At 58.9% G+C, this 22,749-nt stretch carries 21 protein-coding genes and 1 riboswitch; of the genes, 12 read left to right on the forward strand and 9 right to left on the reverse strand.

Annotated elements, in window-relative coordinates; translation table 11 throughout:
• Nucleotides 1–183: 183 nt before the first annotated feature.
• Nucleotides 184–1,149, forward strand: a complete 966-nt coding sequence (locus tag JNM28_12335; protein ID MBL8069229.1) for a J domain-containing protein — start codon at nt 184–186, stop codon at nt 1,147–1,149.
• Nucleotides 1,146–1,547, forward strand: coding sequence for a helix-turn-helix transcriptional regulator (locus tag JNM28_12340; GenBank protein MBL8069230.1), 402 nt, complete (start codon nt 1,146–1,148; stop codon nt 1,545–1,547). Before JNM28_12335 ends, JNM28_12340 begins: the two co-directional genes overlap by 4 nt.
• Here the strand turns inward: JNM28_12340 and JNM28_12345 are convergent.
• Together JNM28_12345 and JNM28_12350 are read right to left on the reverse strand one after the other, a co-directional pair.
• Complete coding sequence (locus tag JNM28_12345) at nt 1,522–2,736, reverse strand: DUF418 domain-containing protein (GenBank protein MBL8069231.1); 1,215 nt, start codon at nt 2,734–2,736, stop codon at nt 1,522–1,524. The two genes, JNM28_12340 and JNM28_12345, sit on opposite strands and share 26 nt — an antisense overlap.
• Nucleotides 2,720–3,583, reverse strand: coding sequence for an alpha/beta hydrolase (locus JNM28_12350; GenBank protein ID MBL8069232.1), 864 nt, complete (start codon nt 3,581–3,583; stop codon nt 2,720–2,722). Before JNM28_12350 ends, JNM28_12345 begins: the two co-directional genes overlap by 17 nt.
• 71 nt (nt 3,584–3,654) lie before the next feature.
• Here JNM28_12350 and JNM28_12355 point away from each other — a divergent pair, with 71 nt between their 5' ends.
• A complete protein-coding gene (locus JNM28_12355) occupies nt 3,655–4,080 on the forward strand; it encodes an ATP-dependent zinc protease (GenBank protein ID MBL8069233.1) in 426 nt (141 codons plus the stop codon).
• Nucleotides 4,081–4,084: 4 nt separating this feature from the next.
• Nucleotides 4,085–5,269 (forward strand): 30S ribosomal protein S6--L-glutamate ligase, encoded by a 1,185-nt coding sequence (gene rimK / locus JNM28_12360; GenBank protein MBL8069234.1) that lies wholly within the window; start codon nt 4,085–4,087, stop codon nt 5,267–5,269.
• Here rimK and JNM28_12365 read toward each other — a convergent pair.
• Complete coding sequence (locus tag JNM28_12365) at nt 5,257–6,039, reverse strand: phytanoyl-CoA dioxygenase family protein (protein MBL8069235.1); 783 nt, start codon at nt 6,037–6,039, stop codon at nt 5,257–5,259. The genes rimK and JNM28_12365 overlap by 13 nt on opposite strands.
• Before the next feature lie 64 nt (nt 6,040–6,103).
• Here JNM28_12365 and JNM28_12370 point away from each other — a divergent pair, with 64 nt between their 5' ends.
• Nucleotides 6,104–6,349 carry a hypothetical protein gene (locus JNM28_12370; protein MBL8069236.1) on the forward strand — a complete coding sequence of 82 codons (246 nt, stop codon included), beginning with the start codon at nt 6,104–6,106 and terminating at the stop codon, nt 6,347–6,349.
• Here JNM28_12370 and JNM28_12375 read toward each other — a convergent pair.
• Nucleotides 6,346–7,404: an acetoin utilization protein AcuC gene (locus JNM28_12375; GenBank protein MBL8069237.1), complete on the reverse strand. Its 1,059-nt coding sequence runs from the start codon at nt 7,402–7,404 to the stop codon at nt 6,346–6,348. The genes JNM28_12370 and JNM28_12375 overlap by 4 nt on opposite strands.
• A gap of 386 nt (nt 7,405–7,790) precedes the next feature.
• On the opposite strand from JNM28_12375, the gene JNM28_12380 reads away from it, so the two are divergent.
• The gene (locus JNM28_12380) at nt 7,791–10,448 is read left to right on the forward strand and encodes a hypothetical protein (GenBank protein ID MBL8069238.1); all 2,658 of its coding nucleotides are present in this window, start codon (nt 7,791–7,793) and stop codon (nt 10,446–10,448) included.
• Here JNM28_12380 and JNM28_12385 read toward each other — a convergent pair.
• Entirely contained in the window at nt 10,445–13,930 is a 3,486-nt protein-coding gene (locus tag JNM28_12385; GenBank protein ID MBL8069239.1) for a hypothetical protein, read from the reverse strand. The genes JNM28_12380 and JNM28_12385 overlap by 4 nt on opposite strands.
• A gap of 149 nt (nt 13,931–14,079) precedes the next feature.
• Here JNM28_12385 and JNM28_12390 point away from each other — a divergent pair, with 149 nt between their 5' ends.
• A complete protein-coding gene (locus JNM28_12390; protein ID MBL8069240.1) occupies nt 14,080–14,274 on the forward strand; it encodes a hypothetical protein in 195 nt (64 codons plus the stop codon).
• On the opposite strand, the gene JNM28_12395 is transcribed toward JNM28_12390, so the two are convergent.
• Complete coding sequence (locus JNM28_12395) at nt 14,250–14,858, reverse strand: leucyl/phenylalanyl-tRNA--protein transferase (protein ID MBL8069241.1); 609 nt, start codon at nt 14,856–14,858, stop codon at nt 14,250–14,252. The genes JNM28_12390 and JNM28_12395 overlap by 25 nt on opposite strands.
• A gap of 23 nt (nt 14,859–14,881) precedes the next feature.
• Between JNM28_12395 and JNM28_12400 the strand changes: the two genes are divergently transcribed.
• Nucleotides 14,882–15,304: a DinB family protein gene (locus tag JNM28_12400; protein ID MBL8069242.1), complete on the forward strand. Its 423-nt coding sequence runs from the start codon at nt 14,882–14,884 to the stop codon at nt 15,302–15,304.
• A gap of 46 nt (nt 15,305–15,350) precedes the next feature.
• Here JNM28_12400 and JNM28_12405 read toward each other — a convergent pair whose 3' ends face one another.
• Nucleotides 15,351–16,112, reverse strand: a complete 762-nt coding sequence (locus tag JNM28_12405; GenBank protein ID MBL8069243.1) for a prepilin-type N-terminal cleavage/methylation domain-containing protein — start codon at nt 16,110–16,112, stop codon at nt 15,351–15,353.
• Nucleotides 16,113–16,176: 64 nt separating this feature from the next.
• Nucleotides 16,177–16,291: riboswitch (TPP riboswitch) on the reverse strand.
• Between the two features lie 120 nt (nt 16,292–16,411).
• Between JNM28_12405 and JNM28_12410 the strand changes: the two genes are divergently transcribed.
• From JNM28_12410 to JNM28_12420, 3 genes are read left to right on the forward strand one after another with little or no spacing between them, the layout of a single operon-like run.
• Nucleotides 16,412–17,425, forward strand: a complete 1,014-nt coding sequence (locus tag JNM28_12410; GenBank protein MBL8069244.1) for an isocitrate/isopropylmalate dehydrogenase family protein — start codon at nt 16,412–16,414, stop codon at nt 17,423–17,425.
• 1 nt (nt 17,426) lies between these two features.
• Nucleotides 17,427–18,317, forward strand: a complete 891-nt coding sequence (gene rfbD, locus JNM28_12415; GenBank protein MBL8069245.1) for a dTDP-4-dehydrorhamnose reductase — start codon at nt 17,427–17,429, stop codon at nt 18,315–18,317.
• A gap of 50 nt (nt 18,318–18,367) precedes the next feature.
• Nucleotides 18,368–19,201, forward strand: a complete 834-nt coding sequence (locus JNM28_12420) for a YHYH protein (GenBank protein ID MBL8069246.1) — start codon at nt 18,368–18,370, stop codon at nt 19,199–19,201.
• 59 nt (nt 19,202–19,260) lie between these two features.
• On the opposite strand, the gene JNM28_12425 is transcribed toward JNM28_12420, so the two are convergent.
• Nucleotides 19,261–20,958: a DUF4382 domain-containing protein gene (locus JNM28_12425; GenBank protein MBL8069247.1), complete on the reverse strand. Its 1,698-nt coding sequence runs from the start codon at nt 20,956–20,958 to the stop codon at nt 19,261–19,263.
• Nucleotides 20,959–21,061: 103 nt separating this feature from the next.
• Here JNM28_12425 and JNM28_12430 point away from each other — a divergent pair, with 103 nt between their 5' ends.
• Nucleotides 21,062–21,961: an amidinotransferase gene (locus tag JNM28_12430; protein MBL8069248.1), complete on the forward strand. Its 900-nt coding sequence runs from the start codon at nt 21,062–21,064 to the stop codon at nt 21,959–21,961.
• Here the strand turns inward: JNM28_12430 and JNM28_12435 are convergent.
• On the reverse strand, nt 21,958–22,713 hold the full coding sequence (locus tag JNM28_12435; GenBank protein ID MBL8069249.1) for a dienelactone hydrolase family protein: 756 nt from the start codon (nt 22,711–22,713) through the stop codon (nt 21,958–21,960). The two genes, JNM28_12430 and JNM28_12435, sit on opposite strands and share 4 nt — an antisense overlap.
• Nucleotides 22,714–22,749 lie beyond the last annotated feature (36 nt).

Consider the following 22,749-nt stretch of genomic DNA (forward strand, 5'->3'; position numbering starts at 1 on the left):
TGGCTAGTTGCACAGGGTAATAGTTGGTGGACTCACGTGCCCTCAATACCGGTATTTGAGGCATTTGCGTTTGATTCTTGCGCAACTTCCCCTGGGCCTCTGGCAAATCAGTGAAACCAATTGGCTGTGCCGGCTGTCTACTTTAGTGTAACAGACTCAACTCTTTGAGCCGGCCAGTTGAACATGGATTACTACAAAACGCTGGGGGTTGACCGAAAGGCATCCGACAAAGACATCAAATCCGCGTACCGCAAACTTGCCCGGAAATACCACCCCGACCTCAACCCGAATGATGCGGCGGCGGAAAAGAAGTTCAAGGAAATCAGCGAGGCCTACGAAGTCTTAGGCGACGAAGAAAAGCGCAAGCAATACGACCTCTACGGGGACGATTGGGAAAGGATCCAAGCGGGCGGGTTCAACCCAGGGTCTGGCGGCCAACAAGTGAACTTTGAAGATTTCGGGGGCTTTGGCTCGGTGTTCGAATCGTTGTTCGAGAACATGGGCCGTGGCGGAGGCCCCTTCCAACAGGCCCGCTCCCAACAAGTGGCCCCAAGCGACGTGACCCAGGCGGTGACGGTTTCTTTGGAAGAGCTGGACTTGGGCACGAAGAGAACCCTCACCTACAATGTCAGCGACGCCTGCGCCCAGTGCCATGGATCGGGACAAGTAACCTTGACCAACCGCGGGTTGGGGGTCTGCCCCAACTGCCAGGGAAAAGGGACTACAACCCGGTCGCGCCGGGTTGAGGTGACAGTTCCGGCGGGCATTGCCGATGGCAAGAAGCTGCGTGTGGCGGGCGGCGGCGGCCGGGGGAGCAACAACAAAGCCGGCGACCTCTTCGTAGAAGTGCGGCAAGCCGCCCACCCGGTCTTCAAAAGATCGGGGAACGACTTGGAGACCGAAGTGGAAGTCGATTACCTAGATGCAGCCCTCGGGGGTGAAGCCAGGGTGCCGACCCTGCGATCCAGCGGCACCATCACCATCCCAGCGGGAACCTCGAGCGGCCGGGTTTTCCGGCTCAAAGGCCAAGGGGTCGCCGGAGGCGACATTTTGGCCCGGGTGAAAGTCACGGTGCCTTCCGACCTTTCCGCAGCGGAACGACGGGCCCTTGAAACGGCCAGGAAATCGAGGGGCAAAGCCAGCGCATGAGGAAATCCCAGCAACCCGTTTTCATGATCGGGGTGGCGGCCCGACTCTGTGGCATCCATCCCCAGACTTTGCGGCAATACGAAAAGCTCGGGCTGGTCTCCCCTTCCCGCGTCGGGGCCAAGAACCGGCTCTACAGTGAAGAAGACATCTCCCGAATCAAGCAGATCCAGCGGCTCACGCAAGACCTGGGCGTGAACCTTGCCGGGGTGGACATCATCCTAAAACTCTTGGACGACATGGAAGATATGCGGGCCGAGTTCGAGCAGCAATTCATCGAATTTGCCCGCGACGCCGAACTGCGCATGGCGGCCATGTCCAAGAATGCGAACGCCCCCGTCCGCGTGGACTCCCCGTTGGTGCCCGTGCCGAAGATTACGGTTCGCCGACGGTTCGAATGAGGGCGGGCCGCCGGCCATAGGCTAGGGCCCGCCAGGCCCACTCGACCGGGCCCATTGTGTGGCGGCGCAGCCACAAATGAGCAAACCCAATGTTCGCCGCCCAAACCCCAAAAACCACAAAGTACAAAGCCCAATAATCCAGCTTGTTCATGAGCCCGAACCCCCAGCTGTAGAACAGGGTGCAACAAATCGCGCTTTGCATGAGGTAGCAAGTCAACGCCATGCGGCCAGGGGCGGACAAGAGCTTTGCCAGGCGGCCAGATGGGCAACGCTCCAACAGAATGGAACCCAGGACGGCAATGCCGATCGCCATTGGGGCATTGAGCCCGAACTCGATCACAGATTCATAGCTAGCATTTTGGGATTGGGCAACCCCCCATGCCGCGGCGACGTTAAGGATGAACCCAACAGCCCCCACGGCAAGGAGCCAAGTGGTCGCCAGTTTGCGTTGGGAAGGCCGCGAAAACAATCCTTGGGAAGCCATCCACATCCCAAAAAGGAACAAACCGCCCATTTCAAACATGAAGATCGGCAGCGAAGCCAAGATGAACCCAGCCTGCTCCACCCGCATCTGCATTTGTTCCAGATAGGTTCCGTGGCCGTAAACGAGCAGCTCCCGGGCCGGAGAGTACCGGTCGTAGAGCCGGCCCGGCGCATCCGAAACGCTCGCAAGGTTGCTCACCGTAATCAACCAACCCACCAAAATTGAAAAGGCCATGCTCAAGCTTGAAAGGACGACCAGCCAGTTGGGCCTGACCCGGGCAAAGAGGATCGCACCAAAAGCGATGAGCGAATACATAAGCAAGATGTCCCCGTACCACAGGAACACGATATGCAAGATGCCGATCAGCGACAAGAAAAGGGTCCGCCTGGCATAAAGCCCCGGCCACTTCCCCGCCGCCGATAGCTTTTGGTATTGCAGATACATCCCGGCACCGAACAGCAAGCAGAGCAATCCCCGCATCTTGCCGGTGACCAAGGCAACCCGGATGCCTTCCACCCAGAAATTCGTGTGCAACGCCCAGGTTTCTGGTCCAAACGAAGAGCCGAACGAAGCCAAACCAAACGACCAGATGTTGGCAAGGAGGATCCCCAGGATCGCCACCCCGCGCAAAACGTCGAGGCTCTCAACCCGTCCTTGGACGGTTGGTGCCGCAACTGGTGGCGGAATGTCACCCGGTGCGTGCAATTTCAAATTTTCCGGAAGTCGTTTTGAGTCGCTCGCTTAGGAATCTGATGCCGTCTTCGACGGATTTCATAAATTCGGGGATGCCGGGGTTGAACTCGTGTTTCATTCCCGGGATCAACCGAGTCTCGTGGAAAACTTTTGCTGCCGCCAGCGCCTCATCCAACCGCTGCGCCTGTTTGGGCGGGACAAGGGTGTCGGCAAGGCCATGGATGGTGAAAACCTCCGCCGATTTCCCATCGACGTAGTTGATGGGGCTGAGCGATTTGACCGACTCGCTGGCCGGATCATATTTTTGACCCGTGACTTGCAGGCTGACGAGCGCCGCCACGTTGGGGTCGAAATCCTTGGAGAGGTCGGTTGGGCCAAAGAGGTTGAGCACGTATTGAACTCGGCTCGATTGCCCAGGGTTGTCGGGGTCTTTCGCATCCCGGGTGTCGGTGAACCCGAGCAACAGGGAGAGATGCCCGCCGGCACTTGCTCCGGCGGCCCCCATTTTGGTGGTGTCTAGCCCGAATTTTGCGGCATTTGCGCGGAAATAGCGGACAGCCGCTTGGCAGTCGTCGATTTGGGCGGGCCACTTGCTTTGCGGCGCCAAACGGTAATCGACGGTAGCCGATGCAATCCCCGCTTTGGCCAGCGCCTCGCACAAGATCGCCATCTCTTGCCGCTTTCCACCTGTCCATGCCCCGCCATGGACGACGATGACGAACGGATCCCCTTTAGGGTTGTGGAGTTCGGGGGCATAGAAATCGGCCATCACCTGGTTCCCGCCGATATTGCGGTAGACGATGTCCTTTTGGATGGGGTTGCCAGCAAAGGCGAGCCCATAAACGAGTGCGGCCAACATACACCTATTCTAACGCGGCACACCCTCCAGAGGATTGATCCATTCGGGCCGATATGCCAAAATCGCAGCCCATGCCACGCAAATCCAGTGCCTTGATCACGATCGGGTGGCTGGAGCGCGTCTCGTTCCCGGACTGGGGGATTGACACGATCATCGCCAAAATCGATACCGGGGCCCGCACCAGCAGCATCCACGCGGAAAACGTTTCTGAACGGGAAGACGGTTTGCTCGAATTCGATGTCGTGGAACACATCGACCACGTTGACAAGTGGGTGCACGTCGTCTGCCCTTACGTCCGCAAGACGTCTGTCCGTTCCAGTTCCGGCCGGGCGCAAAACCGCTATGTCGTCAAGACACGGATGGTGCTGGGCGGCGTCGAAAAGGTGATTGAGATTACGTTAAGTTCTCGTAAGAAAATGCTGCGGAGGGTTCTCATCGGCCGGACAACCTTGGCAAAATCATTCGTCGTCGACGTTTCTCGGAAGCATTTGGCCTAAGGCAATGAAAATAGCGATCCTCAGCCGCAACCGCAACCTTTATTCCACCCGCCGGCTCCGGGAAGCCTGCGCCGACCGAGGGCACACCGTCAAGGTTCTGGACACCCTCAAGTTCAGCATGCTCATCGAGCAAGAACAACCGGAGTTGTTCTTCCGAGGGCGGCGGCTCTCGCACTACGATGCAATCATCCCCCGGATTGGAAGTTCGATCACCCAATACGGCTGTTCGGTGGTGAACCAGTTCCAACAGATGGGCGTTTTTTGTGCGAATACCTCGAGTGCGATTTTGAACACGCGCGACAAGCTCCGGTGCCTCCAAATCCTCTCGCGCCACGACATCGGCATGGCCCCGACCAGTTTCGTCCGTGACCGCAAAGACATTCTAAATGCCATCAATAATGTAGGGGGTGCCCCGGTCATCATCAAGTTACTGGAGGGCACGCAGGGCGTCGGCGTGATCTTGGCCGAAAACCAAAAGATCGCCGAGGCGATCATTGAGACTTTGCACGGGGCAAAGCAAAACGTTTTGGTTCAAAAGTTCGTCGCCGAATCCAAAGGCAAAGACGTCCGAGCGTTCGTCGTTGGCGGGCGGGTCATTGCCGCCATGCGCCGGGTGGCCCAAGGGCAAGAGTTCCGGTCAAACATCCACCGTGGAGGCAAAGCCGAGCCCATCGACCTGCCGGCCGATTATGAGCGGACGGCCATCGAGGCTGCCCGAATCCTTGGTCTTCGGATCGCCGGGGTGGACATGTTAGAAAGCCAGGATGGCCCCCAGGTCATCGAGGTGAATTCTTCCCCCGGTTTGGAAGGGATTGAGACCTGCACGGGGATCGACGTGGCGGGAACCATCGTGGACTACATCGCCGAGCAAATCGACTTCCCCGAATTGGACATCCGCGAGCGCCTTTCCCTTTCGGCCGGCTATGGGGTCGCCGAGTTGATCGTGCCAAATTCGCCGGAGTTCCATGAAGTGGCGATCCGCGATTCCGGAATCCGGGAACGGGACATGATCGTTCTCACTGTCGAACGCGGCGAAAGCCTGATCTCTAACCCCAAGAGCACGTTTGCTCTCCATGCCGGCGACCGGATCCTCTGCTTTGGCAAGCACGAATCGATGCGCGACCTCATCCCCAAGCAAAAACGGAAACGCAAGAAGAAACTCTTGCCCAACGTGGATCAGGCCGAATAAACCAGGGGATTGAGTTCGGTTGCCGCCAAATCTCCCGGTGCCAAGCCGGGGAACCAGGATGCGAGGTCGTTCTGGCGGTCTTGGGAGTCGGCTTGCCCCACCTTCGCCCCGTCTTCAAAGTAGATTGCCGTCATCACTTCCCGCATCTGGCTGCTCCGGTTGCCCGGCGCCCCGTGAAAAACCCATCCCGAGTGGAACGTGGCGTCCCCAGCCCGCATGTTGTTGGGCGGCGTGACTTCAAAGCCCCGTTCTCGGATGAGGTCACGAATGGTTTCATCGCTCTTGTCGCTAATCGGCAAGTTCCCCAAATAGCCCAACCCATGCGACCCGGATGCAAACATCATCGTGCCCATGTCGTCCCCGGCGTCAACAAGAGGCATCCACATCGTCACGGTGTTAGGGGTGTCGAGCGGCCAATATTGCTGGTCTTGGTGCCATGGGGTGGGCCCACCGCCCGGCTCTTTGAACAGCGACTGGTCGTGATAAAGCCTCACACCGCGCACGCCCATCAGTTCGGCAGCGATTTTTCCGATTGCAGGGGAAAGGATGCATCTGGCGACGGTCACACTGTGCCGCCAAAGGTTCGTGGTCTGCAAAAACGCCTGGCCATAGGTGTCGCGCTCGGCCAGGGGGCGTTGCTCTCGGTTAAGCCGGGCCGCGGTCTCCCTCACCGCGTTGCGGAATTCGGCGAGTTCATCGCCACTTAAGACCCCCCTCACCAGGGCATGCCCATCCCGGGCATAAGCTTGGGCCTGTTCTCCGCTCGTCATTTGTTGATTCTAACCCCCGGCGACCCTTGGAAGAAACCGATTCCTGGCCGTATACTGGAGTGGCATGGCCGATCCGAACGATGTCGCCGCCACCAAGCTGGTGAGGCAAGAATTCTCCAAGCGGGGCTTGGACACGACCCGCGCCGACCTCCGGGTTACTCACGGGGTCGCTTATATCCGGGGGAGCATCGGGACGATCAAAGGTGGCCCGCAAGATGTCCGCTCAGAAATCGAGCTGATTGCCAAAGTTTTGCGGACTCGGCCCCAGATCAAAGACGTCGTGGTCGATTGCACCATGCGCGGCGGCTAAGCCAGTTTTTCCTTCCAAAATTGCACCACGGACTGGGCCGTAGCGAACCCGTAGCCTGCCGCTTCGGGCGGGAGGTCTAAAAATCTGCCTGCGCCCCATTCCGGAGGGATCTCTTCTGGGGCGCCTTCAGGAACTCCCAGTCCAGCCAGGGTCAGGATTGCGGCGACCCACATCCGGGGAACGTTGGTGATCTCGTACCCTCCGCCACCGCAAGCCAAGACCGGCAAACCCGTCGCCCGAACCAGTTCAACCGCTCCGAGCCAATCTTGGACCGACACCTGGAGGTGGCCCAGAGGGTCGAGCGTATGGGCGTCGCACCCCATTTGGAGGACGATGGCTTCGGGACGGAACCAATCGGCATAAGGGAGGAAAACTTCACGGAATGCCCAAAGCCAGACGTCACCGGTTGTCCCCGCGTCGAGCGGGATGTTGACCACCGAGCCTCCCGCACCTTCTTCAGAAAGAAATCCCGTTCCCGGGTAGAGGGTTTTCCCGGACTCGTGGATCGAAAGAGTCGCTACATCCGGATCCTCTTGGAAAATCGCTTGGACGCCATCGCCGTGGTGCAGGTCGATATCGATGTAAAGGAGCCGATTGAAACGGCCTTTGAGAAGGCTGAGCGCAATGGCTGGGTCGTTGAAAACACAGAATCCGCTGGCTCGCTCCCTGTGGGCATGGTGGAGGCCCCCGGCGATATTGAAAGCCAGCGGGTCACCGGCTACGAGTCGGTTTGCCGCCGCGACGGCCCCGCCGCAATAGGCCATCGACGCTTCGAACATCTTGGGGAATGCTGGGGTGTCGCCCGGCCCCAATCCTGCTTCCGCCAATTGTTCCCGGCTGGCGCCCGGCCCCAGGCGCACCGTTTCCAAATATGCCTCCGTGTGGACACGGAGGATGTCCCGTTCCTCGGCATACCCGGGGTCGTATGTCTCGGTTTCTGGGGCCACTGATTTCAGGAGGGCCACCGTTCGGGCAAGTCGGACGGGCTTAAGGGGGTGCCTCGGCCCAAAATCGTATTCCATCATCCTGGGATGGAAGAAAAACCCGGGCACCATCGGCAGAGCTTAGCACGGGGCATAAAGCAGCGGCGCCCCTGCCGTTACCGGCTAGGGGCGCACCAGGGATGTTCGCTGTGAGGGTATGGGTGTGAAACCAGGTCAGGCCGATTTTTTGTCGGGGTCGTCTTTCAAGGCGTCTTTCGCAAGTCCATAGGCTCCGGCCATGCTAGCCAGGGTGACCGCGACAGCAACGAGGGTTAAGGTCATAGAATCCAACTCTTCCTCCACCCAATTGGGTGACACTGTGTTTGTTCCCGACCCAGGAGTGGGAATCCCATGGTCCCTCTAAGGCATTTACCAGGCTTTCAGCGAGTTCCGGCACCCTTACCGTCAGGAGGATTGCCAGCCGCAAAAGGTACGGGGGCGGACGGTATCCTGGTGCGATGCCCGGATTGGCCGCCCTTTCCTGTCTCACCTTGTTTACGCCGACGGTTTGGAAGACTGGCGACCTGGCGGTTGAAGTGGATCAAGCATTGGCAACGGTGCGGATCCTGGCGGCCGACGGATCTGAATACATGGCCATGCGTGGGATCGAAAGCCTGGCCTATGTGCTTTCCCAAAAAGAACGGCTCTCACTGACGGGGGTCAAGGGCGGCCAAAAGTTCGTCACGACATTCCAACCCGGCGGCGAGAGTGGCCAGATCCTGACCGAGACATCCTATCCTGGCAATGGCAAGGCATCGGCACTTGCGGACACCTACGAGTTTGACGCGGCCTTGGGAAACGCGGTCGAAAATAGCGGCCGGGCGCCGCAATGGTCGACGCCGCTGAGTCTGAGGTCTGGTAGCAAGGGGTTTGTCGCAATCTGGCCAGATCCGGCCAAGTTTGAACTCGCCACGCCCATGCCAGGGTTTCTTGGGGATGGGGCGATCGGATACCAAAATGCCGCACCGAGCCGGGATGGTCGTTGGGTCGAATCCCCAGTCCCCCGACCATATCCGGGCGGCACGTCCTACACCTATGTGATCCAGGCCGGGGTTTCGGAGAACCCTGTCTCCACCGTTCTTTCGTCGATTTGGAAGAGGGCCAGTTCTAGCCGGCGGAACCAAGCTTTTCCGCAGGTCGCACCGATGGCGGTTTGCATGGCAAACACATTGAAGTTCGACCGCCTCCCATTTGCCGACCCCTTCCAAGCGGATGCGGCACTGGGTGGGGGTCCAAGCCGTTGGGAACAGTTCAACAAGGGCCAACGGGGCAAAACCGAGACCGGTGGCGGCGGCGAAGAAGAAGAGGAATCCGGCGGCTCAATGAACGGCGTTTACGGATTTCCAGCTGGCCAGGGCGACGCCATTACCCTTTCACGCGGGGCCAACGCGATGCGTGCCGCCGCCGCCATGGACGCCTTGGGAATGGAACTCAAGCAATCTGACTGGCGGGGCCGTGCCATCCAGCTTACGAACGTCATCGCCGCCGGGAGCCCACCCGATGGATTCGCGGCAAAGGTCACGGTTGGCCCCCAAGATGTCAATCCACCTAACACGGCAAGCCCATCCTCCAGCCCCGACGAGGCGGCAACCGCCTTTTTTGCCGCAAAGCTGATTTCGCAATCCCCAGGCCATCCGGAAACCGCCGACCTCACCCCCCGTATCTTGGGGGTTCTCAGCCGGATGCCGGCCGGGGAGCCGGCCCCGGAGTTTGCCGCCTTGGTTGCCGCCGCGGCGCATTTGCCCGGATTGCCGACAGAAATCCGGCAAGCGGCCATTGGGCGTTCCGTAGCCCTCGAAGCCTCCTTTGCGGTCACCCCTGCCAATTCCCAAAACCCTTGGACCCTTGAAGCCCTCCTGTGGATGAGGCAATCCAACCCGGCGGTATTCGATTCACAAATTTCGAACCTGGTGACACGGTGGTTGCTTCGCCAATCCCTGTTCGACCTCCGAGACCGGGATGGCATCGCCTCCTTTGGAGCATTCCGGACTGGTGGCGGTGAAATCGGGCCTGACTCTCCTACGGTCGCCAGCTTGGTGGGCCGGGCGGGGATCGCACTAGGCAAGCCCGAATGGCTCGACCGAGCCGCGTTTGCGTTGCGGGCCAGCCACTCGCTCTACGCCGCGATGGCGGGCAACCCCTTGTGGGAGACCTTGCCGGGAGTTGAGTTTGGAACGGCGGCTCCCGGGTTTGGCAATGAAACCCCCGGCTTCCCCGACCGCCGGGAGAAGTTTGAATCGGCAGAAGGATTGCTGGTGGCGGCCACCTATGAGCTCCTCCGCGAATCTGGCGGCGCCTATGAGTTTGAAAGTGGGCAGACGGTTGGAGTAGACGGACTGAGTGCCGCGCCCGACGGTTCGCTCCGCAACACCCTGTTCTCCAACCCTGACCCGTTTTTGGGCCGGTTCCAATGGCCAGGCAAAGGGGCCAAATCCACGCCCCCAGCCGCTGCCGATGTTCCTGGATGGCCGTCGATCGCCCATCTTTCCTTGGAATTGCGGGAAGGCCGGTGGTTTGCCGTTGCTTCACCAGGTCTTTCCTTCTCTCAAGGATCCGAACGGCCTCGGGGCGACTTTTTTGTCGGCAACAAGCGGATTCCGGCCACTGTTGGCAGCAAGGGATTCGAAGCCGTCCTCCCGATCGGCCTGTTCGGTCCCGTCCGCTTCTCAAGCATCGCCGGGGGACTGCCCGTGGTGGCGGAATCTGCTTTGCCGAATGGTTCGCCGATCTCTTGGGCGGTGAATGCCCTTCCCTCTTGGCGCCGCACGGGCGATTTGCGCTGGCAGGGCTCCCTTGCGACCCCGGGCTTGATTTCGACTGCCGAAACAGGTGCCGGAACCGATTTGCCTTGGCTGATCGGCGAAATCAAGACCCCTTGGCTGACCGCTTCGGGCAAAACCCTTTCGTTCATGGCCAAGGGTGTCGGCGACTGCGACATTGTCCTGCTGGATCTCGACGTTGCGGCGGTCGTTGCGACTTGGTACCCCGGCGAGGGGAAATCTATGGCCGTCGCGTTCGACCTGAGCCCGATCCAGGGCCACCGCGTGGCCGTGGCAATTCGAGACCGGGATCGGGAAGGCTGGATTCAGGCCAGTGGCTTAAAGGTTCTGGACTAGAACCGGACGCTGTAGTCGAACCGGAGCTTCCAGTCGCGCAGATAGCTGTTGTCCGGGCGTCCGCGACCCCATTGGAGGTGCTCCAAGCTGAAGCTGAGAGACTGGTTGGGGCCAGGTTTTTGTGTGAACGAAAGACCGTAACTGTGGGCCAGCGACACATTGCCGCGGCGGATCCATTGTTGGAGTGAGTAAGTCAGCTGCAGCGGTGCCCCGCTATCGGCAAACAGTGTGGCGTTGGCCCGGGCTTCCCGGCGAAGTTCGTCGTTGACGTTGTCCCTCTTGATTTCGTTCCAGTTGAGGTCGAACTTGAGTTTGGGGTCGTTTTGGTACTTGACCGTCCAGCTGGACGTGCGTTCGTCCAACGGCGCAGAACCAAGCAGGACGCCGCCCCGATCTTGCAACGGGTTGGTCAGAGTTTTGTGTTCAAACGAGAACAACTTGTTGGGCCGGTACGTCAACGCGTAGTCCCTCAAAAAGAGGGTGTCGTTGTTCGGCATCGTCCGGACGCCATATTTGAGCGAGGCCTGGAATGGGGCCTTACCGGTTTTGTCGGTGGTGAGCAGGAATGACCGGTCGATTGCCCGGACACCGTCGCCTTGGTTGACTTGGCTCGAGTAAGTCCAGCCGAATCCGATGTTGCCCACCGCACCCGAGATCCCCATGTTGATCAATTCCTTTTGCCAGGCCAAGAAATCGCGCTGGGTGTCTGTGCGGTAGTAGAAATTGATATCGCCGACCGGGCCGATTGAGAACGGGGAGAGGTTCGCAAAGTTGACGTTGCCGAAATAGTTTTGGCGTTGGCCATCCCAGCGGTTGGTTTGGTAGCTGGCGCCCCCAAAATTGAGACCGGCGAACTTGCCGCCGCTGAGGCCGACCGACGTTTTCATGGTTCCGTCGTTGATGCCGTGGGCGTCTCGGTTGTAGCCGTAATCGAGTCGGATCCCTGAGCCGAAATCGACCCACAACCCATAGTTGCGGCGCACATCGTCCGGCTTGTCGCCGTCGTAGCGCACCCTTTGGTCTTCGACGCTGACCCCGATTCGGCTATTGATTTTTGTCGTGACTTTGTTGCGCGATTCGGTGGTTCGTGTCCCGTCATCGAACTTGGTTTCGCTTTGGACGGTGCTGAAGGTGGTGTTGGCGTTGATCGGCTTTTCGTAACTCACCGTGCGTTTCGACGCATCGGGCAGGTCTTGCTTGACGCCGTTGTAGGATTGGGCTTCTTGGGTGACCGTCACGCGGCCAGCTGACCCCATGTTGTGGGAAAACGAGTAGGCGCTGTAATGGGAATCGACAGAATCGAGCCCCGATTCGCTGAGAGATTCGTTGGTGTTTTGGTAACTCAGCGTCGTGAACTTGCTGAGATCCCACGATGCGGAAAACTGGCTGAATCCCCGGACTTGGTCGAGGATGCCGTTGACGGCATCGGCCCTTTGGTAGCCGAATTTCAGGCTGCTGTTGGGGGCATAGCTCGCGATGAGCTCTGATTGGTCGAAACCGATCAGACTTTGGAGGAGGCCGCGTTCCGAGTCGACGAGTTGGTTGACGTCGGTGAAACCAGAGTCCACCCCGCGCCGGAAATAGGTGACGTCAAATCCAAACAGCACGGCGTCGAGCCGTTGCCGGTAGGCACCGCCATTAGGCGAATCCGCGGACATTTGGCTGAATCCGAGTTTGCTGTTCTTTCCGAATTGAGTTGTGAAGTCCAGGTTCGACTTGTTGAGGCCGTCAATTGTCCCGAGCCTTTGCTGTTCGCTGAACAGGAGGTTGCGGTTGCCGCCAAACCCATCGGTGGTTGTTTGGTGCGAGAAATTCAGGTTGGTTTTGCCCCGGCTAACGGAAAACTCGTTCAATCTTAGGGTGCCCGATTGGTTGTCGATGGTGACCCGGTTCCAGTAGGACTGGAAGTCGCCGATCTTGCCCTGAATCCGCATTCCGTCCCGGTTGATTCCGGCGACGTTGGTGCCCCCGATATCTCGGCCATCCGGTTTGCCGGCCGGGTTGTACATGTGGGCAACGTCCCCGGCAATGGCCTGCCGGTCTTCGTTGGTCATGGCACCTTGGGCGCCAAAGACCTCGTCCATCTTGCGGGTGATGTGGCTGAGACTCCAGCCTCCATAGCCCAGGTTGAACGAGGTCCCCTTCATTTCGCCCTTGTCGGCAATCATTGAATCGACCGAGTAATCGGCCTTAAGCCACTTGTTGGCGACTCCGAGCGTGTAGTTGTTGCGGTCGATCCCGCGTTCTTTGGCCAGCTGGCCCTTGTCGGCCTCGCGCAGGTCGCCAAAGCGGGTGAATCCGGCATCGACCGACTGTCGGGACCAGGTTCCCTTTAACCATCCGTCGGTGATGCTGAGGTTGCTCCGCCAAACGCCTTGCTTGTCCTCAGTGCCTTGGACGCTGAGCATATGGAAATCGACCGCGGCCCCGCCGCCTTTGTAGCCGAGCCCGAGGTTTTGCCGCTCAAGCCCGCGCTCTTTTTGCAACTGCTGCCGGTCTTGCTCGCGCAAGCCGGAAAATTTGTTAAAGCTCGGGTCGACGACAGTTGAATCCCAGTTGAGGCTGACCCCCGCCAAAGTTGCACTGGCCGACCTCCAGTTGATCGACCCATTGGAGTCTCCGACCGACTGCACGCCGCCGCCAAACCCCATGCCACCGACCTTTGCCCCGGTCAGGGAGAACCCGGTCCGCTTGAGGCCTTTTTCACCCTGGAACTGCTTGATTTCATCCGGGCTGAACCCCGCGCCAGCAAACGATGAAAATCCGGCGAAGCGATCGTCGATATCTTGGTAGCTCAGCTTGACGTTGCCGCCCAGGACGTTGGTGGCGTAGTTTTGGACAATGGCTTTGCCGGTACCGGTTTCGGTGTCTGTTTTCGGCCCTTCGTCTCCGAGAAGGCTAGCGGTATCCGACTTCTGCCGGTCGTTCAGCATCATGACTCCCCTCAGGTTGCCGCCGCCGAACTTAAACGAGCTCGCTAACCCGAAGAGGTTGCCCGAAAGGACGGTTCCGTCGGCCATGCGCTCGGTGTATCCGAAACCGAGGACGGCCCGCGCACCGGGGGTGAGTTCAAAGGCGAACGAATTGGCCCCGTTAGCGGCCACTGCCCCATAGACCCCTTCGTTCTGCTTAGAATCGTCGTAGCGATAGCTGACAGTAACGGACTGGCCTGGCCGGTACGGAACTTTGAGATAGACGACGCCGGATGCGTAGTCCACGGTGTAATCTCGTTCGCGGCTTAGGCTGTGGCCGGCCAAGACGACCGTCTCGGATTTCTCGATTACGTTGCCAAAACGCAGGGGAACGGAGAGAGCGCCTTCCTTGAGCCGGACGATATCGAAACTAGATTTCCCGCCGACGGGGGCACTGGCCGAGGAGCCTTCCTTTGAAGGTGTGTCGAGCAGGGGGATTTGGGCCTTGCCGACAACCGGCAACGCGAGCAGTGCAAGTCCATATGCGCTCCAGCGTTTTGCCCTCAACATGCTGTCCTTAGATTATAGGCCATTCCTGGTTCATTTGAACCGGGATCCCCAAAAAACCCCGGCTATGAGCCTTTTGCCGACAATCCATGGGTAGTGACGCCTAAACAATTGCCAGGTTTCGCCCTTTAGGGGTAACCGCTGAAAACCGAGTGTCCAACGATGTAACCGGGATGAGAGACGAAGAGCGCCCGGTCGTCGTGAACCTCAGCATCGACGAGGCTTACGAGATCTTAAACCGGTGCCTGGGCAGTGCGGGTGACGACACCCCCCTGTTCCGGGATGCTCTGCGCCGCTTTGCCTGGGCGATCGAACGGTCGAATCAGGTCGATGAAGAAGCGGCCTGACGGCGGCCCCACGCGGTTTCCACGGCAATCGATTCCGTAAATATTTGATGAAATTCCTGTTCGGTTAATTGGACACATCCAAGGCGTGCCGTATGGCTGTTCATGATTTGGGAATCAAGGCATACAAATCCCAAATCTCTCAACTTTTTGAGCAATTCAAATAAAGCAATCTTGCCCATATCGGTATGCCGGGTAAACATCGAATCCGCCGAAAACCATCCGCCGACGGCTTCCCCAAAGATACCGCCCGCCAATTCGCCGCCGACCCAAACTTCGCAACTGTGGGCCCAGCCTTCCCGGTGGGCCTCTCCGTAGACACGAGCCAGTTCTGGGGTGAGCCAGTTGTCACGGGGACGGAAGCACGCGGCGACAACTTCGTCGAATGCCGTATCAAAGGTGACTTGGTAGCCCCCTTTGCGGATCTGTTTCGCCAAAGACCTGTTCACGCGCATGCTGCAACCGGGGAAAACGGCCCGCCCCCGTGTGAGATAGAACTGCACATCTCCGGAATCATCAGCCATCGGGAAAGCACCCTCCTGGTAAGCCGCCCAAAGCATGTCCGTCGTCAGTTGGCCATCCGGCATTGTCAAGAAGTATGCTCTCCCCAATGGACGCAAAGGAATTCTTGGCCAAACAGTTGGACACGACGGGCTACCAGTTGCAAGCGGTATTCGCCGGCTTCCCTGATGGGAAATGGGATGAAAGAACGTGCAATGAAGCCATGAGCGCCAAAGAAACGGCAGAGCACCTGGCCGAATGCTACGTGGCTTTCTTAGATCATTGCGAAGGCCGGGAACATGAGTGGGGTTCGTTCAAGCCGGCTTCTTCCGACCCCGAAAAAATTGTGGCCGAAATGTTCGAGCTGCGTGCCAAGGCCATCGCCACGTTCATGGCGCGCAATGGCGATGATGTGCTCGGCTGGGCCAGCGACTACATAGTTTTGCACGACCCGTACCATGTTGGCCAGATGTGCAGCCTGCGGTTAGAGCTCGGGGAGTTTTCTCCGTACAGCATCTACAAAATGGACTAGCACAAAACACCCGGGCGGAGCCTTTCCGGCTCCGCCCGGCCCGGGGTCAGTCGCAAGCCCAGTAGTATGTTCCGGCTGTGGGGTGGGCGTCGCCGGATCGATGCCCTTCCGGATCGACCACCGTGTTGTCGAAAAGCCCCGGGCCACTGGCAAATTTGGCGTGGCCATCGGCAAAAATCAACGATCCACCCCGGCTGGACCATTGTTTGTAATAATTGTAAGGGGCATCGCAATCATAGCCGTACCGCGAGCAATCGGGCAGTTCATAACCCTTCTTGCGGTCGAAAAACGCCATCATTTCTGCCCGCATGATCCGGGAGTTGGCGGGGTCTGCCATCGCGGTCTCGGTCACTGTCCAGCTTTCTGTGGCCCCCGGATCCCCCTGGTAACCCTTGCTGTATCCCGCGACCAAGGTGTGCAAGCACCTGGTGAACCGATAGCTACTGCCATAGGCCTCCCAATAGGTGGATTTCCCCGTCCCGGCCGTGGTGGCCGGCCCCCCGGCATCAAGCGGACTTTTGAAAATCTCGCGGCTTTTGGTGTAGGGGTAGAGCCAGACTTCGACACCTTCGTGCCCGGTTTGCAACGGTGCCGGGTCGGATTGGTAGGCCATAAAGATCGGCATGGTGTCATCGTAATCGCTGACATAAAGTTTGCTTGCGATGGCGATTTGGCGGGCATTGCTGAGGCAGGCTGTGTTTTTGGCCGCTTCCTTGGCTTGGGCGAACACCGGGAAAAGGATTGCGGCGAGGATCGCGATGATGGCGATGACCACTAGCAGCTCGATGAGGGTAAAGGCGTTTTTCATTGTTCAAAATTGCACAAATCAAAAGGCCCGCCCCCGCATTCCACGGAGCCGGGCCATTGCGTTACCCTTCATCGCTCCGCATTCCCTCCGCCGGCATGACCCGGATCAGGTTCAAGGGGATCGGGTGGGCAATTCCACCGCATCTCAGCCAGTGCACGTCGGCACCCCCTGCGGGCAAAACCTTTCGACTTTGCAACTGCATTCTACGCCAGGTTTCTGAATATTCGCTGATTGCAGGGCCCTGAAGCCCAGAGTCGCCGGGCGATTTCTGCCTAAAATCAGTTGGGGTTGATCAGAAAATGGGCAAATACACGATAGCGACGATTCCGGGCGATGGGATTGGCCCGGAAATCATGGAGGCGACGATCCAGATCCTTTCGGCAGCCGGGTTCGAGGCCGATTACGTACCGCTCGAAGCCGGGCTCTCGGCGATTGAAAAGGGATTGCCGCCGATGCCAGACGAAACGGTTGAGCGGATCCGGGAAATCGGGATCGCCCTGAAAAGTCCAACGACAACCCCGAGTGGCGGCGGCCATGCCAGTGCAAATGTCACTTTGCGCAAGAAACTGGATCTTTTCGCCAATGTGCGACCGGCAAAAACCTTGCCGGGGCTGAAAGGACCGTTTGCTGACAAGAATTTGGACATCGTGATTGTCCGGGAAAACACAGAAGATCTTTACGCCGGCATCGAATACATGGCCCACCCGGATGTGGCCCAATCGATCAAGGTCATCACACGCCAAGGCTCGGCGCGGTTGTTCGAGTACACGTTTAGGATGGCGGCCGAACAGCAACGTCAGTTGGTTACGGTTGTCCACAAGGCCAACATCATGAAGTTGAGCGACGGCCTGTTTTTGGAAGAGTTCTACAAAGCTGCAAAGAACCACCCGGAAATCAAGGCAAACGATATTATTGTCGACAATTGTTGTATGCAACTCGTTACCAAACCTGAACAATTCGATGTTTTGGTGACGGAAAACCTGTACGGCGACATCATCTCCGACCTGTGTGCCGGTTTGGTGGGTGGGTTGGGTATTGCGCCGGGTGCCAACATCGGCGAAAAGTGCGCCGTGTTCGAAGCAGTGCACGGCTCAGCCCCAGATATCGCTGGGCAGGGCGTGGCCAATCCGACGGCCCTGCTGATGAGTGCGGTGATGATGTTGCGGCACTTAGGCGAACAGGAAATCGCCTCCCGGATCCAGAACTCGGTCATGCGGGTCTGCCAGGATGGGAAGTGCCTTACCATCGACCTTGGCGGAAAAGCCGGCACCCAGGAATACGCCCGCGAGGTCATAAGCGCTAGCCAACCCTAACATGGAATCCGCTCCCCGAATCCTGCTCCTGGGCAGCCAGGGGATGCTCGGCTCGGATTTGCTCCAGTCCTTTTTGGCCCGGGGTTGGGCCGTGGATTCGCCGTGGGCCAATGACCTCGACCTCACCGATCCCAACCATATCGAAAAAATCCGCCGGCGCGATATCGGCCCGTACACACACATCGTCAACTGCGCCGCCTATACCGCGGTGGACAAGGCCGAAAGCGAGGCCATGGCCGCCATGCGGGTCAATGCCGTTGCCCCAGGCGCGCTCGCCTTTGCCGCCCGGGAATCCGGGGCCCGGTTCATCCACATGAGCACCGATTTCGTCTTCGACGGGTTCTCGCAAACCCCCTACCATGAAACCGACCCGACCAACCCGCTGGGGATTTATGGCAAATCCAAGCTGCAAGGCGAACAAAACGCGATCCGGGAAAATGATCAAACGGTCATCCTGCGCACCAGCTGGCTTTTTGGGGCCAAGGGCAAATGCTTCCCCGCCACCATGATCTCGAAGTATCGGGAGGGGGCGTCGCTACGGGTGGTGGACGACCAACGCGGGTGCCCGACTTCGACTGTCGACTTGAGTGAATCAATCTGCCAGGTGATCGAACTGGCCATCCCGGCAGGTGTTTACCACTGTTGTGGTTCTGAGAACCTCACATGGTATGGATTCGCCTCTTTGGCGATCGCAACGTATCGAGCCGCACACGGATTGGCCGAAGAGCCGGAAATAACGCCTTGCCAAACCCTGGAATATCCGACCCCGGCGCGCCGTCCAGCTTTCAGCGTCTTGGATTGCACCAAAATCGGCTTGGCCGGCGTTTCGGCCCACCGCCCATTGTCGGAATCGCTCAACGAGTTTTGTGCGCGTCTGGAACTCGGGCCATAAACATCCCAGCCCTCACAGAAAGCTCATGTGACCGGACTAATATCCAATCGATGACACAGGTGTTTGCATTCCTTGTGCTCCAGCAGTTGGCCCAACCCCAGGTTGAGATCACCGTTAAGGATGGGATCCGCACGATTGTCGCGAATGGTCTCCCGAATCACAAGACGGGCCAGTTCCCCAACCGCGAAAACCCGAATTCGATCCGGGAACAACGCTACCGGTTCCAGGTTCCGGCAAATCCCAAAGAGAACGAGCAAGCGACCCCTTTGGGTCACCAAGATTTCGGCATCGCCCTCAACGGCGTCCCGTTCGACCCCCTGACGGCCGAGTTTTGGAACAACGACCCGAAGTGGAACTATGAAGCCATCATCGGTGGGAAAGGTTCGCTGGGGATCGATCAGGCCAACGCCCATGTCCAGCCAACTGGCGCGTATCACTACCATGGCGTTCCGTGGCCTCTAGTCGTGGATTCAACGCGCATGACCTTGATCGGCTACGCGGCCGACGGTTTCCCAATCTATGGCCCCTTTGGCCCCACGGATCCGATGGATTTGAAGAGCCCCGTCAAGACCCTCAAAGGATCCTACCAACTCAAAAAGGGCACCCGCTCGATCGGGGGCACCTATGATGGCCGGTTCACGGCGGACTGGGAATATGTCCGGAAGTCAGGCGACTTGGATGAATGCAACGGCCGGTTTGGGCTGACTCCGGAGTACCCAAAGGGCACCTACTACTATGTTGTGACAGAAGCCTATCCCTACATTCCGCGGATGTTTAAGGGAAATCCCGATCCGAGTTTTAGGCGCATGGGGCCCCCACCGGGGGGGCCGGGTGGGCGGCCAGGTGGCCCGCCACCTCGTCCGGGCGGCGGCGGGGGCCAATAAACGCAGACCGGGCCGGAGGGTTGTGCCTCCGGCCCGGTCTCGCTTGACGATCTTGGGCTTTAGTGGTCGTCGAGCTTTGCCCGCACGCCGACCATATTGCTGCCGTCGACCAGGCCGTCGACTTCGGCGAGTCCTCCTGCCGCTATCGCGTCGAAGAACTCAGATTTGGACATCGTCACACCGTCGTGATCCCGATAGGTCGCGCTGGCGGACATGGTGACTGAGATGTTTTGGCCGAAGGTTCCGTTGAACCCTTCCCATTCCACCAAGGTCAAAGTGAAGGCGGAAGTCACCGGGTTCACGTTGCTGATGGTTCCCTTGGCCTCATCGGAATCACTGCCCCCGCCCGAGCTGCTGCGAAGGTCGAGCCTTTTGGCGGTCATCGTCCCATCGGCGTATGTCCCTTCAACCTTGATCGACGTGGCCGAAGATACGGCAGCGAAGAACTGGTTCTGGGTAAGCGGCTCGCCGGTAGAGCCCCGATAGATGGTGCTGCCATTGGTGGCGATATTGAGCGTCCCACCCGAGGTACCCGAGAATCCTTCCCACTCGGTCATGGCAATGGAAAGTGTCCCGGCAAAGGCGTTGCTTGTTATCAAGGTTCCCCGGGCTTCTTGCCGGTCGTCCCCGCCGGTACCGTCTTCCAATTTGGCTTTGGTGGCGGTCAGAGTGTTGGTCGCCGAATCGTAGCTGCCTTGGACTTCGACGCTCCCTCCGGTCAAAGCGGCGAAGAATTCATCGGCCGTGATGATCAAGCCCATCCGATTGAAGAACTTGGTTCCCGTACTGGTTGTGACGTTGATCCAGAGTTCGGCTGGGATAAACCCGCGCGTTTCTTGCGCCTTGACCTCCATGTGGTTCGAAGCCAAGTTGGCGTTGCGGACCTCACCTTCGACCCGGGCTTCTCCCGAAGCGCCCGGTCCATCTTCGATTTTGATTTTCGAAGCTTGGAAGGTGTGGGTGTCGGCAAAAAAGATTCCGTGGGCCTCGACCCTTTGCCCGTTCGCCAAAGTCGGCGACGGGGTGCCATTTTCGTTGAGCATGACGGTATCCGCCGACGTGGCGACTTTCACGACCCGCCCCTCGCGGTTGGTCAACTCAAAGGTTTGGGTTGGCGCAGTCCCTTGGAGGTTGCCCACTGTCCCTGAGATTTCGCGGCTGCGGTGGCGGGCCGGGTCGTCCAAACCGGGTCCGGAAAACAGGTTGACCGCTGGGACGATAAACCCGCCGGTGATATTCCAGTTGGCCAGGTCAAAGTCGAATGTGAGCGAACCGCCGGCAGCCACCGTTTGTGGTGTCGGCAAGGTTAAGGTCAATTGGCTCTTGTTTGTCCCGGAATTGAGCGACGGGGCAAACTGGAACGGCTGTCCCGTGGTTGATCCCGTGGTGTAAAGCACGACATCGCGCCCCATTTCAAATTTGACGGCCGTCACCGATTCCGACGGGAAAGACGAGGCGCCGAGGAACGTGAACAGGCTGTTTGTGCCGTCGTTGAGGGCGCTGAGATCCACCGGCACCCCGTCCGTCGATTCAAAGACCTGGGTGGTGCCGCTTGCGGTCACCACTTTCACTTCGTAAAACTTCACCCAAACATGGTCGTAACCGGTGTTCAAGTCATCGGTCACAAAGAGCGAGACTTGGTTGGCAAGGTTGACGGTGCTGCCGCCTCCACCGCCCCCACCGCAACCGACGGCGAAGATGAGGATGGCAAAGAGCATTGCCAATGGAACAAGGATTTTTGCAAAGCGAATTTTCATGGAAAACCCCGGACGGACAGCTCCGCCCACCTTTAATGACGGCACTTTTACGGTGATTAGCAGACGGATCGAAAAAAAATACATAATTTCCTTAGGCAAATAGTTGAGCGACGGCGACCCATCCCCGCAGCCGATCCAATCGGCGTCCTCTGTCCTGATGATCCGGCCGTCCACGGCCTTCAGCAATCCGGAAACTCTTGCCGACAATTCGTTCCAATCGCCGGCAACTCCAAAGGATGCGCTTGACCGTGTTCAAGGCGAATTCGATGGACTGGTTTGCGCCCTCGATTCGCGGGGAGTCGCGGTCACCGTGATCCAGGATCTGCCCGAACCGCCCACGCCGGATGCCATGTTCCCCAACAACTGGTTCAGTACCGAACCGGGAAGGCTGACCCTTTACCCGATGCTGGCCCCCAGCCGGGCCGCCGAGGCCAAGCCGGCAGTACTGGGGCATTTGCGCTCCCGATACCCGGAGGTGCTGGACCTCAGAGGTCTACCCCCGCTAGAAGGGACGGGGAGCCTGGTTCTTGACCGGGTCAACCGGCACGCCTATGCCGCCCGCAGTCCGCGAACCTCCCCGGTGACTCTTGCCCAATGGGCGCTTGAATCAGGCTATTCCTTTACCGTGTTCGACACCGCCGATGCGGAGGGTGTGCCGGTCTACCACACCAATGTGATGATGGCGGTCGGGACAGGCTGGGCCATCCTCTGCACGGAATCGGTGATCGGCAACGAAAGCCGGCTCGCGATCCTGGAACAACTCGAGGGCCGGGAGGTTATCGAGATCACCCCCAGCCAGATGGCCCGGTTTGCCGGCAACATGATCGAATTGCAAGGCGCCCATGGCCCGGTAATCGCCATGAGTGCCAACGCCTACGGTTCGCTCGAATCGGGCCAAATCAGGCAGCTGTCGCAACACGGAGAGCCGTTGGCCGTCGAGATTGCAACGATCGAGCAAATTGGGGGTGGCAGCGTCCGCTGCATGGTTGCCGAACTGTTCTAGCGGTTGAAGACCTCACGCAAAAAGTCTTGCAGAGCCATCCAACTCCGGCGATCGGCTTCGGCATTGTAGGCCGCCCCGCGGGAGTTATCGTTCCCTGCTTCTTTTTGCGTGAAGGCGTGCACGGCATTCCCGTAGTTGATAAAGCTGTAATCAACGTTCCCGGCCCGCATCTCGTCCAGGAAGGACTGGATTTGGGCAGGCGGGACGCTCGGGTCGTCTGCCCCGTTGCACACCAAGATCGGGCATTTGATGTTTTTGGCTTCTTCCGGTTTGCCACCATCGAGACCGCCGTGGAAGCTCACCGCCCCCACGATGTCGGCTCCCGATCGGGCGAGTTCCAGGGCCCCGGTTCCGCCAAAGCAGTAGCCGATGACCACGATTTTCGTTCCATCGACCCCTGGCGTCTTGCGGATCTGCTCAAGTCCTGCTTTGAGCCGCGACCGGTAAAGAGCCCGGTCGCCCTTGTACTTTCCGGCATATTGCCCACGTTCGTTACCGGTTGGCCGATTGCCCTTACCGTAAATGTCGACGGCAAAAGCCACGTATCCGAGTTTGGCCAGCATGTCGGCCCGCATCTTCTCGTTGTCGGTCAGTCCGCCCCATTGGTGAACGATCAGGATTCCCGGGGCCACAGCGTCTTTGTCTGGTTTGGCCAAGTAGCCTTCCAAGGCGAAATCGCCATCTTTGTAATCGACCAGTTGACCGTGAAACTGTCCCATCATCGCCAAGCCCGCCATCAAAACGTTGAGCATATTGTTTGTAACGGTGGATCCAGGCAAAACATCTCA

This window comes from Armatimonadota bacterium, assembly GCA_016789105.1.
GTDB lineage: Bacteria > Armatimonadota > Fimbriimonadia > Fimbriimonadales > Fimbriimonadaceae > UphvI-Ar2.